The organism is Agrobacterium sp. MS2 (genome assembly GCF_003261015.1).
GTDB lineage: Bacteria > Pseudomonadota > Alphaproteobacteria > Rhizobiales > Rhizobiaceae > Agrobacterium > Agrobacterium pusense.
Genome location: NZ_QLNF01000026.1, coordinates 83,334 through 97,626 on the forward strand (window position 1 = coordinate 83,334; position 14,293 = coordinate 97,626).

General features: G+C 59.5%; 11 protein-coding genes. 6 read left to right on the forward strand and 5 right to left on the reverse strand.

The window, feature by feature from the left end; translation table 11 throughout:
• Positions 1-2 precede the first annotated feature (2 nt).
• Positions 3-842 carry a glycosyltransferase family 2 protein gene (locus DOU54_RS11850; RefSeq protein ID WP_072494686.1) on the reverse strand — a complete coding sequence of 280 codons (840 nt, stop codon included), beginning with the start codon at positions 840-842 and terminating at the stop codon, positions 3-5.
• A 188-nt stretch (positions 843-1,030) separates the two neighbouring features.
• On the opposite strand from DOU54_RS11850, the gene DOU54_RS11855 reads away from it, so the two are divergent.
• Entirely contained in the window at positions 1,031-3,295 is a 2,265-nt protein-coding gene (locus DOU54_RS11855) for a methyl-accepting chemotaxis protein (RefSeq protein WP_045532019.1), read from the forward strand.
• Positions 3,296-3,437: 142 nt separating this feature from the next.
• Here DOU54_RS11855 and adh read toward each other — a convergent pair whose 3' ends face one another.
• The 3 genes from adh to DOU54_RS11870 form a co-directional block, all read right to left on the reverse strand.
• Positions 3,438-4,955 (reverse strand): aldehyde dehydrogenase, encoded by a 1,518-nt coding sequence (gene adh, locus DOU54_RS11860; RefSeq protein ID WP_112766604.1) that lies wholly within the window; start codon positions 4,953-4,955, stop codon positions 3,438-3,440.
• Positions 4,956-5,128: 173 nt separating this feature from the next.
• On the reverse strand, positions 5,129-6,088 hold the full coding sequence (locus DOU54_RS11865) for a helix-turn-helix domain-containing protein (protein WP_006699467.1): 960 nt from the start codon (positions 6,086-6,088) through the stop codon (positions 5,129-5,131).
• Positions 6,089-6,182: 94 nt separating this feature from the next.
• Entirely contained in the window at positions 6,183-8,264 is a 2,082-nt protein-coding gene (locus tag DOU54_RS11870) for a putative bifunctional diguanylate cyclase/phosphodiesterase (protein WP_113381300.1), read from the reverse strand.
• A gap of 302 nt (positions 8,265-8,566) precedes the next feature.
• On the opposite strand from DOU54_RS11870, the gene DOU54_RS11875 reads away from it, so the two are divergent.
• From DOU54_RS11875 to DOU54_RS11895, 5 genes are all read left to right on the forward strand, one after another.
• Positions 8,567-9,175 carry a 50S ribosomal protein L25/general stress protein Ctc gene (locus tag DOU54_RS11875; RefSeq protein WP_004442950.1) on the forward strand — a complete coding sequence of 203 codons (609 nt, stop codon included), beginning with the start codon at positions 8,567-8,569 and terminating at the stop codon, positions 9,173-9,175.
• 298 nt (positions 9,176-9,473) lie between these two features.
• Entirely contained in the window at positions 9,474-11,861 is a 2,388-nt protein-coding gene (locus DOU54_RS11880) for an EAL domain-containing protein (protein ID WP_113381220.1), read from the forward strand.
• A gap of 17 nt (positions 11,862-11,878) precedes the next feature.
• On the forward strand, positions 11,879-12,592 hold the full coding sequence (locus DOU54_RS11885) for a substrate-binding periplasmic protein (RefSeq protein ID WP_037089780.1): 714 nt from the start codon (positions 11,879-11,881) through the stop codon (positions 12,590-12,592).
• 99 nt (positions 12,593-12,691) lie between these two features.
• Entirely contained in the window at positions 12,692-13,408 is a 717-nt protein-coding gene (gene pth / locus DOU54_RS11890; protein WP_113381221.1) for an aminoacyl-tRNA hydrolase, read from the forward strand.
• A gap of 7 nt (positions 13,409-13,415) precedes the next feature.
• Positions 13,416-13,868, forward strand: a complete 453-nt coding sequence (locus DOU54_RS11895) for a GNAT family N-acetyltransferase (protein ID WP_113381222.1) — start codon at positions 13,416-13,418, stop codon at positions 13,866-13,868.
• A gap of 3 nt (positions 13,869-13,871) precedes the next feature.
• Here the strand turns inward: DOU54_RS11895 and clpS are convergent, their stop codons facing one another.
• A complete protein-coding gene (gene clpS, locus DOU54_RS11900) occupies positions 13,872-14,183 on the reverse strand; it encodes an ATP-dependent Clp protease adapter ClpS (RefSeq protein ID WP_006699463.1) in 312 nt (103 codons plus the stop codon).
• Positions 14,184-14,293 lie beyond the last annotated feature (110 nt).

Consider the following 14,293-nt stretch of genomic DNA (forward strand, 5'->3'; position numbering starts at 1 on the left):
GTTCACGGCAATGTCTCCGTTATGAAAGTTTCAGCCCAGCTTGACCGCTTGCGCCGGCGCAAAAGCCATGCGACGCCGATCAGGTCGTGGATGCCCACCAGCGCCCGGCCGATATTGGTATAATGGGAATTTCCATGCAGCCGCGCCCGGTGCGTGACGTCGACATGGGCGACCTGCCAGCCGTCACGATTGAACAGCGCCGGGAAGTAGCGGTGGTGATGGTCGAAATAGGGCAAAGCGAGGTAGGCGTCGCGGCGAAAGGCCTTGAGGCCGCAGCCGGTATCGCGCGTGCCATCCTTCAAAATTCGCGCCCGAAGCCCGTTGGCAAAGCGGGAGGAAAGGCGTTTTCCCAGCGTGTCGCGCCGGCCGACGCGCTGGCCGGCCACCAGCCCAAGCCGGCGCGGTGCATTGGCGGACAGAAGCGGTGCAAGAAGTGCCGGCAGATTATCCGGCGGATTCTGGCCGTCGCCGTCCAGCATACACACGATAGGCGCGCGCGCCGCCTGCACTCCGCTGTGGATCGCAGCCGATTGACCGCCCTGGCGGTCGTGCCGCACCAGCCGCAACATGCTGTAACGGGCAGCGAGCGCCAGAACCGCTTCCGCCGTGCGGTCAGAAGAAGCGTCATCCACTACCACGATCTCGAAGCGGCCGACCGGCGCACAGGCGCTCACGATCTCTGCCACCAGCGTTTCAACGCTCGCTTCTTCATTGTGCATGGGCACCACAACGGCAAAATCCGGGGCAGATCGCAAATTGGCTCCGTCACATCCGTCTGCGCGGGTTCCGCAAACATCATCGATTGTGGCGAGAGAAGGAGCGTGAAAAGCTTGCATGAACATGAACAGCCGTTGATCTTCGCTGGATATGCGCCCGTTCTGTTGCAGTTTTATTACGTGGTGCCGTCGGCGCGGCTCTTCGATTTTTTCACGCCATGCGGGAAATTATCCTACAATTCCCTGTCCTTTAACGCGACCGTAAACAATTTTTGCAACGGTACGGCCACGTTTTTTGGGGGGAGGAAAACAGGATGCCGGGTGGAAATCCGACTGCTGTCAAAGCTAAATCATTGTCAATCAAAGCCAAATTTGCCGCGCTCGTTACCGGTGCAACACTGGTTTCCTGCCTGTCGGTGGGGCTGCTGTCCTACGAGATGGGTAAATCGGGGCTGATCGACGCCAGCAAGATCAGGCTCGAAACGGTTGCAGGCAACCAGTCCAAGCAGCTTGATGCCTATACGTTGCGCGTCGAACAGAGCATTTCCGAACTGTCGCAGAACGCCGCGGTGGCCCAGGCGCTCGAAACGATGACCACCGTTGTCCCAACGGAAAAGGACGCAATCATCCAGGCTTTCCGCCGAGAGGGCGTCTCCGAAGAGGAGCGCGCCTCCTTCAACGGCGAAGGGTTGCGGCTGCTCTACGCCATTCGTCATGCGACCATCAACGCCGCCATTGCCAGCGTCTGGCGTAATACCCGCGTCAGCGATATCTACGTGATCGACAAGAACGGCCTGATTATCTATTCCGTGACCAAGGGAAAGAACTTCCTGACCAATGTAACGGAACCGCAGAACGCCGCGATCAAGGAGCTGTTCGACCGCATCGAAGCCGGCAAGGACGGCGTCGTCAGCACCACGGGCTTCAGCGATGGCGAGAATAATTCGGCCATGATCGGCATGCCGCTCGCCGTCTCCAACTGGGGTCAGCTCCAGCGCAAGGGTGCCGTTATCATGCGCATCGCCGCCGATCGCATCGGCGCGGTGGTGACGCCCGAGGAAACCGGCAAGACCATCGATGACGCCGTTCTCCTGAGCGCCGACGGGAAACTCAGGGCTGGCGTCCTCTCGGGCGGTGCGGATGCTGCCGTTTCCGAAAGTCTCGCTGCCCTTTCCAACGTAAACGACGCCGGAACGGTCATGGCGCAGACACCTGCGGGCAATATCTTCTATGCCTATCGTCCGGTCGCCGTCTTCGGACAGAAACATCTTCTTGCCATCGGCCAGCAGGAAAGCAAGGTTCTCGCCGCTGCCAACGATCTCGCCTTCTGGGCAGCGGTCGCAACGCTGGCCGTACTTGCAATAATGACGCTGATCGGGATTTTCGTTTCCGCGAGCCTGACCAAGCCGTTGACCGGACTAGCCGGTCTTATGGAGCGCCTGAACGGCGGTGAAAACAACATCGAGATCAAGGCAGTTTCCCGTGGCGACGAGATCGGCACCATGGCGCGCGCGCTGGAATCCTTCCGCCAGGGCATTCTGGACAAGCAGCGGATGGAAGCCGAAGCCCACCGCAAGGGTGAAGAACTGGACGAGGAACGCGCCCAGCGCGAGATGGAGAAGGCAAGAAGCGCCAGGGAACTGGAAGAAGCCGTGGACGCGCTCGCCACCGGTCTTGCCAATCTCGCCGCCGGCAGGCTCGATCTTCGCATCGAAAAATCCTTCGTTCCGTCACTCGATCATCTGCGCATCGACTTCAACAACTCCATGGCAGGGCTGGAAGCGACGATCTCCAATATCGGCGGAAGCGCCAATGCCATCCGCTCCGGTTCCGGCGAGCTGAAAAGCGCCTCGGAAGACCTGTCGCGGCGCACAGAACGTCAGGCAGCAGCCCTCGAGGAGGCGGCAGCGGCGCTCGGAGACATGACGCAGGCTGTCAATCTGTCGCTGTCGCGCTGCAATGTCGCCGTCGCCGCTACGGCGGATACGATGCAGGATGCCCATAGATCCACGGCTGTCGTCAAAGAAGCGATCGTTGCCATGGAACGCATCGAGACCTCTTCGGCCAAAATTCGCCAGATCATCGATGTCATCGACCAGATTGCCTTCCAGACCAATCTTCTGGCGCTGAATGCCGGTGTTGAAGCAGCGCGCGCCGGCGAGGCCGGCAAGGGCTTTGCAGTTGTGGCGCAGGAAGTTCGCGAACTGGCCCAGAAATCGGCCGCCGCCGCCCGCGACATCACGCAGCTCATCGCCACCTCTGCGGGTGATGTGGAAAGCGGTGTGGCGCTGGTGCTGAAGACCGGTGAAAGCCTGGAACAGATCCAGAAACGCATCCAGTCGGTCAACGACCAGATCGGCGAAATCGCCACCGCGTCGCGCGAACAATCCGGCCGTCTCAGCGAGATCAATGCCTCCGTCAATGAACTCGACCACGTGACGCAGCAGAACGCCGCCATGGTGGAGGAGACAACGGCCGCCGCCTTCTCGCTCGCCAACGAGGCGGATGGCCTGACCGAACAGGTGGGGCAATTCTCCGTGGGCGATCCTCGCCGGCGAGACCAGCGTTACGCGGCATGATGCGCAACAAAAAGGGCCGGAGGCAAAACCTCCGGCCTTTTATTTTGCCTGAAAGCCCGATCCGGGCTCCCAGGGGCAGGCGCCCCTGGGAACACGCCGGCGACCTGGCACCACAGCCCCTCGCCGGCTTCCGGGGAGGACCTCAGAAGAAACCAACCTTGTTCGGGCTGTAGGACACGAGCAGGTTCTTGGTCTGCTGGTAGTGGTCGAGCATCATCTTGTGGGTCTCGCGACCGATACCAGACTGCTTGTAGCCGCCGAAGGCCGCACCCGCCGGATAGACGTGATAGCAGTTCGTCCACACACGGCCCGCTTCGATGCCCCGCCCGGCGCGGTAGGCGATGTTCGTGTCACGGCTCCAGACGCCAGCGCCCAGCCCGTAAACCGTGTCATTGGCGATTTCGAGCGCCTCTTCCACCGTCTTGAAGGTGGTGACGGAAACAACGGGACCGAAGATTTCCTCCTGGAAAATCCGCATCTTGTTGTTGCCTTCAAAGACAGTCGGCTGGATGTAATAACCGTCTTTCAGATCACCCGACAGCGTCTTGCGATCACCGCCGGTCAGAACCTTGGCGCCTTCCTTCTTGCCGATCTCCAGATAGCTCATGATCTTGTCAAACTGTTCCTGCGAGGCCTGTGCGCCCAGCATCGTCGACGGATTGAGCGGATCGTCCTGGCTGATGGCCTGAACGCGCTTGATCGCTTTTTCCATGAAGCGGTCATAGATCGATTCATGCACCAGAGCACGCGAGGGGCAGGTGCAGACCTCACCCTGGTTCAGCGCGAAGAAGGCAAAACCTTCGAGCGCCTTGTCGAGGAAGGCATCGTCCTCGTTCATCACGTCGGCAAAGAAGATGTTCGGCGACTTGCCGCCCAGTTCCAAGGTGATGTTGGTGACGTTGTCGGCGGCATAACGCATGATTTCCTTGCCGACCGAGGTGGAACCGGTAAAGGCGATCTTGGCGATGCGGTTGCTCTGCGCCAGCGGCTTGCCGGCTTCAAGGCCAGTACCATTGACGATGTTGAGGACGCCAGGCGGCAGAAGGTCTTCAATCAGCTCCATCACGATGAGAATGGAGGCGGGCGTCTGCTCGGCCGGCTTCAGCACCACGCAATTGCCTGCTGCAAGCGCCGGTGCGAGTTTCCACGCAGCCATCAGGATCGGGAAGTTCCATGGAATGATCTGGCCGACGACACCGAGCGGTTCATGGAAGTGATAGGCGACGGTATCGTTATCGATCTCGCCGATCGTGCCTTCCTGAGCGCGGATGCAGCCTGCGAAATAGCGGAAATGGTCGATGGCGAGCGGGATATCCGCATTGGTGGTTTCACGCAGCGGCTTGCCGTTATCCCAGGTTTCAGCCCGGGCGATGAGATCTAGATTGTCTTCAATGCGCTGGGCGATCTTGAGCAGGATGTTGGAGCGCTCGGTTATGCTCGTCTTGCCCCATTTGTCGCGGGCCTTGTGGGCCGCGTCGAGCGCAAACTCGATGTCGGCTGCATCCGAACGCGGCACTTCGCAGATCTTGTGGCCGGTCACCGGCGAGAGATTGTCCATGTAGCGGCCGGATTTCGGCTCCACCCACTTGCCGCCAATGTAATTGCCGTATTTCAGCTTGAAGGGCGCTTCGCCCGCTTTCTGCTGAACCTGAATATTCATGATTTCATCCTCCCTGATGAAAACGATCCTGAGCGGACCGCATGAAAGGAAGGTGGGCCCAGATGGCGCGGTTCGGTAGAGGGGCGACGCGGTTCCGCAGCGCACATTGTCTCACATCTGCGACAAAGCCGCGTTGATCCGGCGCGATCGGCCGGATCGCAACAACAAGAACGTCAATGAACGTCGAATTTCTTCATCTTGCGATGAAGCGTGGCCCGGCTGATGCCGAGCAAGGACGCGGCCTGCGTGACATTGCCGTTGGTGCGCGACAACACGCGCCGCAGCGCCGAACGCTCCGCTTCCGCGAGGTCGGAACCGCTGTCATGGCGCTGTTCCTGCAGGATATCCGCGGCCGGGAGACCCTGCGCGATGCGGGCATCGTCCAGCTTCAGCGCAAGACGAGCGGCGCGGGTCGCGCCCAGCACGAGATCGTCCTGATCCACGGCGAGCAGCGAAAGCGCCGCCCCGAACCCACTTGGCACGACGACGATGCGTGCCCCCGGAAAGGCACGGCGGAACAGATTGCCCTCGATGCGCTGCGCCGCGTCCTTCACTGCCTGGGTGACAAAAGAAAAGGTCATCTCGTTGATGTCATCGCGGCAGGTGGAAATATCGAGCGCACCCGTCACCCGGCCGGTATGATCGCGAATGGGAGCCGTGGTGCAGCACAGTTCCGTATTCGACGTGAAGAAATGCTGGTCACGATAGACAACCACCGAACGCTCGTCGACGAGCGCGGTGCCTATGCCGTTTGTGCCAACGCTCTCTTCGCTCCAGACGGCGCCGGACCAGAGGCCGAGCGCCCGGAAATCGCGATCATCGCCGGACGCGCCTCGCCGCTCCAGCGCAACGCCCTGAGCATCGGTCAGGAGCAGGCAGCAGCCGGATCTCCCGACACTGTGGAAAATTCGGTCAAGTTCGTCGGTGCTTTCAGCAATCAGGCCAGCGGCACTTTCACGGGCGCGCCGAAACTCCGTCTCGCTGAGAAAGATCGGCTTGCGATTTTCTTCCGGTGCAAGACGGTGCTTGACCATGCAGCGACGCCACGAGGCGACAATCGGCGAACTTGCGGCTGCGGAACGGTGGCGTGCGGTTTCATACACGCGTTCCGCATGGGCGATGTCTGTCGGCATGCGCTCCTCCCAAAGCTTTTGGGCGATGGTGCGCTGGAAGCGTCGATGTTTCAACAAAAAACTTCGCGACCGGCATCGGAGGCGCAGCTGACGGTCAGACCGCCTTGAAGTAACGCCTGCCGGCAGTGACCTCCGGTTCGTCCTCAACGGACAGGAAGGTGTCATCCACGAGGCTGGCAATGGATGTCAGCGGACCGGGCTTGCCGAAAAAGAAGCCCTGCACCTGCAGGCAGCCTTCGCGGCGCAGGAACTCGACATGGGCCTTGGTTTCCACACCCTCCGCAAGCACGGGAATATTCAGGCTATGCGCCAGAATAAGCGTCGAACGCACGATCGCTTCGGACTGCACATTGGTCGACAGCCCGTCGATGAAGGCGCGGTCGATCTTGATCTTGTCGAAAGGGAAACTCTGCAGCGTCGAAAGCGAGGAATAGCCCGTGCCGTAATCATCCATCGCGATCTTGACGCCGAGCGCCTTGAGCTTGCGGATGGTGACGAGCGCATGGCGGTGATCGGCGATGATGCTGCCCTCGGTGATTTCCAGCTCGAGCCTTTCAGGCGCAAGGCCCGTTTCTGCCAGGATTTTTTCGACCTTGTCCGGGAACTCGTTATCCGCAAGCTGCTGCGGCGCCACATTCACCGCAATGGAAAGCGATTTTTTCCAGAGTGCCGCCTGCGCGCAGGCTTCTCTCAGAACCCACTCGCCGAGTTCGACGATGAACCCCGTCTGCTCCGCGATCGGAATGAATTCGGCGGGAGAAATCATGCCCCGATCGGGATGGTTCCAGCGCAAAAGCGCCTCGAAGCCGACGATACTGCCGCTTCTGGTGTCGTTCTGCTGCTGGTAATAAAGCTCGAACTCGTTATTGGCGAGGCCGCTGCGCATGGCGACGGCAAGCACATTGCGCTCACGCGCGGCCTCATCCATCGATTTATCGTAAAAGCAGATCGTATCCGAACTGCCGCTTTTTGCCCGGTACATCGCGACGTCCGCCTGCGCCATCAGCGTATCGGCATCGATGGAGCCGGTATTGCGGACTGAAATGCCCACACTCGCACCGACCGAAAATGTCTGCCCGTTCCATTCCACCGGCCTGCTGATCTGGTCGATCAGCCTCTGGGCGAATTCGGCGCCATCGGCGCGGGTATAATAGGAATTTGTCATCGCCACGAATTCATCACCGCCCATGCGCGCCAGAAATTCGCCGGCCTTCAGCACGGAACTCGCCCGGTCGGCGATGGTGCGAAGCACGGCGTCGCCCGCCGCATGGCCGTGCACATCATTGATTTCCTTGAAACGGTTGAGATCGATGGAAAGAAGCGCGGTGTGTGCGCCCAACGAAATATGACGCGTGCGACGATTGAGATGTTCGATGAAGGCTGCCCGGTTGGGAATGCCGGTCAGCGGATCATGCAGGGAAAGATGGCGATAGCGGGCGACCGCCTGCTGGGTGGACTGGGCGTCGATGACATAAGTGGAAAGCCCCAGCGCCAGCAGCAACAGCGTAACCGCAATGGCGCCTCCGCCCATGATGGCCGGCGGCAGTAGATTTTCAGGAATGACGATGCGCGGGTCGAAGGCGAAAGACATGGAGGCCATGCCGGTATAATGCATCGACGCTATCGCCAGGATCAGAAACGCCACCGCGCTGTACTGGCAGAACCGATTGACGGGCCGCGAGACCCGATTGACTGCAACGGCGCCCAGCACTGCCCCCAGTGCCAGGGACGCGATGACATAATTCTGATCCCAGAAAATCATGCCCTGAACATTGTAGGCCGCCATGCCGGTGTAGTGCATGGCTGCAATGCCGAGACCAAGGATGATCCCGCCGGCTTCCACCAGCACGCTGCGTCCGCCATAGGCAGAAATTCCGAAACCGGCAGTCGTTGTGGTAATCGCAATCAGAAGTGACAGCCCGGTCAGATACGGATCGTATCCCACGTCACCCGCGGCAACATAGCCCAGCATCGCCACGAAATGGGTGGTCCATATCGCCGCGCCGCCATTGACACCTGCCAGAAACAGCCAGTTGACCTTCTGCACCCCCGTCGCCAGGCGTGCTTTCGAAAAAAGGCGCATCGACACGAAACTACCGAGCATGCAGACGAAAACCGCTGCGACGGTATATCGATAGTCGTGATCGATGGTAAGGCACTGGAGAACTTTGAGCATTGTCATCTACGCAGTTGGAATTTCGCGTAGCCTTATCATTCGCCAAGTTTTCGCCCGGTTTACATGAATGGATAAGCACATATTAAAAGTTGCAACATGCGAGTGAATTAGTACAACCTAATAAACCCGCAGGGCGTGCGATCGAAAAGCAGGCCTCTCTTGTCTTTGTCTCCCGTTTGTATTATAGCGCCCGCACCCGTGTAGACACCCTTGGAGGCAACGCGGGTGGGATGGCGCTTGCCGCCTCCCCAGTTCAGCGCCCGCGGGCATGAACTCTCCATATAACCTCGAAAGGAATTGCCATGAGCAAAGAATCGTATGAGCTCAAGGCCGAGGCGCGCGAACGAGTTGGTAAGGGGTCCTCTCGTGAACTTCGCCGCAACGGTTTGATTCCCGCTGTCATCTATGGTGACAAGCAGGCCCCCATTTCTATCGCCCTGTCCACCAACGAAGTCACCAAGCGTATCCACGCCGGCGGTTTCATGACGACGGTTGCGACGATCGACGTCGACGGCAAGAAGATCAAGGTTCTCCCGAAGGATTACCAGCTTGATCCGGTCCGCGACTTCACCATGCATGTCGACTTCCTGCGCGTTTCGGGCAACACGCTCGTCAACGTCGAAATTCCGGTTCACTTCGAAAACGAAGAAAAGTCGGACATCAAGATCGGCGGCGTTCTGAACATCGTTCGCCACACGGTGGAATTCCACTGCCCGGCCAACGACATTCCGGAAGCCATCACGGTTGATCTCTCCGGCCTGAAGATCGGCGACAGCGTTCACATCTCGAACGTCAAGCTGCCGAAGAACATCACGCCCGTTATCGCCGACCGTGACTTCACGATCGCAACGATCGTTGCCCCGGCAGCAGGCGTTGAAGAAGAAGCAACTGAAGAAGCTTCCGAAGAATAAAATCGGCGGCCGCAAGGCCGGACAGCTTTGAAGAACAAGGCCCGTTCCGTTTCCGGAACGGGCCTTTTAGTTTTTATGAACTTTAAAAACAGAAAGCCCGCTCCCCGCCAGCGATGCGGGCCCTGTTTCAGCGTCGATTAACACTTCCATGAAACGATACCCTTGCGCCCTCATGGAAACACCGGCGGGTCGAGAAATAGCGTGGGGAAAGGGCTCGGCCCGGAATCTGACGCATCTCTGTCCGAAAGGATGAAACAGGGCGCAGCAAGTCTGGGGCAAAGGGTAGCTGCAATCGAACATGGCTCATTCCGTCGAAAGTCGCTTTATCGCGATTGTTTCCGGCGCACTTCTTACAGTGGTCGCCCCGCTCTTCACGCTTTTGCTGACACTTTCCTATAACGAGGCTATTCGCAGCCAGCGCAACCATATCGAAATTCTGCTGTCGACGAATACGCAGGCGCTGGCCCGCCCCCTGTGGGACCTCGATGACGACACAATAAACCAGATTACCGGAACCCTTGTCTCCGATCCCATGATCCGTATGGTCGAGGTCAAGGATACGTCCGGCCAGCTTGATGTCGTTCAGACCGCCGGCAGCGACATCATCCAGGATGCCGCCTCGACGACGCGCGAGGTTATCTACAAGACGACCAAGGGGCCCGTCACGGTCGGCCAATTGACGGTGTATTACGATGATGTCGGTCTTCTGACCTCTCTAAGCCGCACCGAACTGGCCTTTATCACGATTTTCATCCTCGCCATTCTCACCATGGTCCTTGCCGCCATTGCCGGTAACCGCTTCATGGTCATCCGCCCGCTGATGCGGCTGGCCGCGGCAATAGAAGCGACACGACGCCTCGGCTCCCGCCACCACGTCGACTGGCGGTCGAAAGACGAGATCGGCCGGCTGGCGAAAAGCTTCAACGAAATGCAGAGCCAGCTCGAAAAGGAAGAGCTGGAGATAAAGAACGCCCACGCCCGCAAGACGGAAATCTACAACCGCACGCCGGCCATGCTGTTTTCGCTGGACAGGCACGACAGGATCGCCGCCGTCAGCGACTACTGGGTGCAGGCGACCGGTTATGACCGCGCCAGAATACTCGGCCTGAATTTCGCCGACCTCATCCACCCCGATGACCGGACGTTATTCCAGGAACGCAAGGCGGCGCATCAGGCGGCTGACACCCAACAGGCAGGCATCACCGTTCGCTTCCACTGCAGGGATGGCAGCGTCATGGATGCCCTCATCCTAGAAAAAGCCCTCGATTCCAGCGATACGGCCCATCACAGCACCTGCCTCTGCGTTATGACCGACGTCACCGAACTTCGGCAGTCGGAAAAGCGTAATCGCCAGCAGGCCATTTCAGACCATCTGACCGGCCTCTTCAACCGTCAGGGCTTCGAGGCCATCCTCGACCTGCAGATTCGCGATGCGGACAGGAACGGCAGCGAACTCGCGTGCCTGTTCATAGATCTCGACCGGTTCAAGGCCATCAACGACAATCTCGGTCACGCCGCAGGCGATGCCGTTCTGCGCGAATTCACATTAAAACTGCAGCCGCTGCTGACACCGCTGGACAGCGCCTCGCGTCTGGGCGGAGACGAGTTCGCAATCCTGCTGGCCGGTGACAAGGTGGAAGAGCGCGCCCTGCAGTTCTGTGAGCGCATCTGCACCCTGCTGGACACTCCATTTGAAATCGAGAACAACAGCATCCGCCTCAGCGCCAGTATCGGTATGGCGGTCTACCCTCTTCACGCTGCGAGTGCCTCCGAGCTTCTGCAGAACGCCGACATGGCCATGTATACCCGCAAGCGGACGGGCAAGAACGGCTCCCAGGTCTTCGACAGCTCGATCATGGACAGGGCCCGCGAACATGCGGAACTGGAACGGGATATCGCGCAGGCGCTTTCCGAAGACTGGTTCGAGGCCTATTTTCAGCCAATTCAAAACATTGCAACCGGCCAGACAGCGGGTTTCGAGGCCTTGCTGCGCCTCAACCATCCGGATAAGGGGCTGCTTTCCCCTGCTGCCATCATCAGCCTTGCGGAAGAGAACGGAACCATTCACCGTATCGGCAACGTGATCCTTGATCAGTCGGTCGCCAATCTCGCCAGGCTGTCGCGCCTGCCGGGCATGGCGCAAACCTATGTGGCGGTGAATTTTTCGCCATTGCAGTTCGAACCGGGACTGCCGACACGCATTGCCGGACTGTTGCACCGGCACGGCATTCTTCCCGGGCGGCTGGTCATCGAAATCACCGAAGCGGTCATCATGAAGGACGATCCGCAGATCCGGGCGATCCTCACCGCCATCCATCAGCTGGGTTGCCGCATCGCGCTGGATGATTTCGGCACGGGTTACTCGTCGCTCAGCTATCTCAGCCGCTTTCCGGTCGATATTGTAAAGATCGACCAATCCTTCACCCGCTCGATCTGCGACGATACGGTGGAAATCCGGCAGCGCAACCGCATGCTGGTCGAAGGTATCGCAGCCATCTCGCACAAGATGAATTGCGTTGTCATCGCCGAGGGTGTCGAGACGGAGGAGCAGAAGCTGCTTCTGGCGGATATGGGTGCCGATTATGGCCAGGGTTACTTTTTCGCTCGCCCGCAGCCCGTCGAGCGGCTGATTGCCGCCTATGAGGCCGGGTCCGGACAAAGCCGCGCAGCGGCGCGACAAGCCTGAGCCGACGGGGAGTAGTCATGGGATTGATCCGCTTTTGCCTGGTCTTTCTTGCTCTTGCCAATCCCGTCTGCGCGGCCAAGCTTTTCCTGACCACGGAAGTCTACCCGCCCTACAACCTGCAGGGCAGTGACGGCAGCGTACGCGGCGTCTATTTCGACCAGCTCAAGATCATTCTTGAGGACACCGGCACCAGCTACGAGGTCGCCGTCATGCCGTGGGCCCGGGCGATCGCCCTTGCCACAACACAGCCGATGCATTGTGCCTTCGCCACGGCGAGGACCGCCGAGCGGGAAAAGCTTTTCAAATGGGTCTCGCCAATCCATATCGATCGCAACATTCTCGTGGCGCGGCGCAAAGCGAATATCAACGTCCTGAGCCTCGAAGACGCCAAGAAATACCGGGTTGGAACCCAGCGCGGCGACTACACCGAAACCCTTCTGGAAACGCTCGGTTTTCCGCAGGTGGATGTCGGCGCGGATTTCGAGATCACGCTTCACAAGCTGACGGCCGGACGCATCGACCTTATGCCCATGTCGGAAAGCACCTTCAAAAGCCTGCCGGCGCACACTTTCAGGGAAGTGATAACGCTGTCGAGACAGCAGCTTGGGCTTGCCTGCAACAAGAGCGTGCCGGACGAGGTTATCGCGAAATTGCAGGCCCGTCTCGATGAGCTGATCGCCGACGGGACACAACAGCGGATATTCGACCGTTACGATCTCATCAGGCCCTGAGCGTCGGCCGGCATTGCCGCAACCCCACAAAAAGATTGACAGCCAGCGGATTTCAGGGTGGTGACAACAGCATCATCAGGCACAACGCGGACATGCTTCATGAAGATCATCGCAGGACTTGGTAATCCCGGCGCGCAATATGCCGGAAACCGGCACAATATCGGCTTCATGGCGGTGGATGCGTTACAGCGCCTGCCTTCGTTCGCGCCCTGGTCAAAGAAATTCAAGGCCGAGATTTCCGAAGGCGAGATCGCCGGAGAAAAAGTCCTGCTGATGAAACCGCAGACCTATATGAACCTGTCGGGCGAATCCGTGGGCGAAGCGATGCGCTTCTTCAAACTCACGCCGGCGGACATCATCGCCATCCATGACGAACTCGATCTTCCGGCCGGGCGCGTGCGCATCAAGACCGGCGGCGGTCACGGTGGCCATAACGGCCTGAAATCGCTCGACGCCCATTGCGGCAAGGACTACCGACGCCTGCGCCTCGGCATTGGGCATCCCGGTGACAAGGAGCGCGTGCACGGCCATGTGCTGGGCGATTTCGCCAAGGCCGACCGGGTCTGGCTGGAGCCGCTGCTGGATGCGATTGCCGACAACGCCGCCATGCTGGTGAAGGCGGAGGATTCCCAGCTGATGAACAAGCTGGCGCTGGCCACGGGCAGCAAGCCCGAGGCCGAGAAGCCGGCCAAGGCAGCCAAACCCACCGCGCAGTCTCATATCCACCAGGCACGCAACAGCGCCCAGCCTAAAAAGCTGCCGGAGACCGGGCCGATGGCCGAGATGCTGAAGCGGATGTTCGGCAAGAAGGATTAGATCGCGAATGTCTTCGAAGACCATCGCCCCGCGCGAAGCCGGAACCAGCGATCTGGCTGGATTGCTTGATCTCTACCGGGCGCTTAATCCATCCGACCCGGAAATGACGACGGAAGAAGCAAAGACGGCTTTTGCGGCCATGCTCGCCCAGCCGGGTCTGACCGTGTTTCTTGCGACCGAAGGCGAGGAAGCGGTCGCTACCGCCACGCTGCAGATTGTTCCAAATCTCACGCGCGCCGCCCGTCCCTATGCTCTTATCGAAAACGTGGTGACACTGGAAAACCGTCGCGGCCGCGGATATGGCCGCGCGGTCGTGCGCCATGCCGTCGAGGCGGCTTTTGCGGCGAATTGTTACAAGGTGATGCTGCTGACAGGGCAACAACGCCCGGAGGTTAACGCCTTTTACGAAAGCTGCGGCTTCGTGCAGAACAAGACCGGCTTCCAGATCCGGCAGGATTGATGCTCACTCCTCCGGCTCGGTCGTGAACATCAGCGGAAATCCCGCTTCCTTGCCGAGATCGGTCGCCTCCTTGGCCTTCGTCTCGGCAATATCACGTTCGCAAACGACGACCACCGCGCTGCCGAAACGGTGCGCCGTCATCATCACCCGGTGGCCGGCCTCCTCGCTCATGCGGAACACGGCTTTCAGCACCACAGTCACGAACTCACGTGGCGTATAGTCGTCATTCAGCAGAATGACCTTGTAGAGCTTCGGCCGCTCCAGCTTTGGCTTGACCTTCGGTTTTGGTTTGAGATCGACAGGACTGTCGCTCATCATGGCCGCTCGTGCCTGCCGTTCATCGCGGTTGCTCATGGGAAAACCCCGTTGATGACGAAAGATCGATCGCTTGACCCGCTTATATTGCGCCGCAACCACGCCATCGG

What these genes read in the sequence shown, in the direction of transcription:
- DOU54_RS11855 (WP_045532019.1), top strand. Translation starts at nt 1,031, where the DNA reads ATGCCGGGTGGAAATCCGACTGCTGTCAAAGCTAAATCATTGTCAATC.
- DOU54_RS11870 (WP_113381300.1), bottom strand. Translation starts at nt 8,264, where the DNA reads ATGCTCAAAGTTCTCCAGTGCCTTACCATCGATCACGACTATCGATAT.
- DOU54_RS11850 (WP_072494686.1), bottom strand. Translation starts at nt 842, where the DNA reads ATGTTCATGCAAGCTTTTCACGCTCCTTCTCTCGCCACAATCGATGAT.
- DOU54_RS11895 (WP_113381222.1), top strand. Translation starts at nt 13,416, where the DNA reads ATGTCTTCGAAGACCATCGCCCCGCGCGAAGCCGGAACCAGCGATCTG.
- DOU54_RS11885 (WP_037089780.1), top strand. Translation starts at nt 11,879, where the DNA reads ATGGGATTGATCCGCTTTTGCCTGGTCTTTCTTGCTCTTGCCAATCCC.
- clpS (WP_006699463.1), bottom strand. Translation starts at nt 14,183, where the DNA reads ATGAGCGACAGTCCTGTCGATCTCAAACCAAAACCGAAGGTCAAGCCA.
- DOU54_RS11875 (WP_004442950.1), top strand. Translation starts at nt 8,567, where the DNA reads ATGAGCAAAGAATCGTATGAGCTCAAGGCCGAGGCGCGCGAACGAGTT.
- DOU54_RS11880 (WP_113381220.1), top strand. Translation starts at nt 9,474, where the DNA reads ATGGCTCATTCCGTCGAAAGTCGCTTTATCGCGATTGTTTCCGGCGCA.
- adh (WP_112766604.1), bottom strand. Translation starts at nt 4,955, where the DNA reads ATGAATATTCAGGTTCAGCAGAAAGCGGGCGAAGCGCCCTTCAAGCTG.
- DOU54_RS11865 (WP_006699467.1), bottom strand. Translation starts at nt 6,088, where the DNA reads ATGCCGACAGACATCGCCCATGCGGAACGCGTGTATGAAACCGCACGC.
- pth (WP_113381221.1), top strand. Translation starts at nt 12,692, where the DNA reads ATGAAGATCATCGCAGGACTTGGTAATCCCGGCGCGCAATATGCCGGA.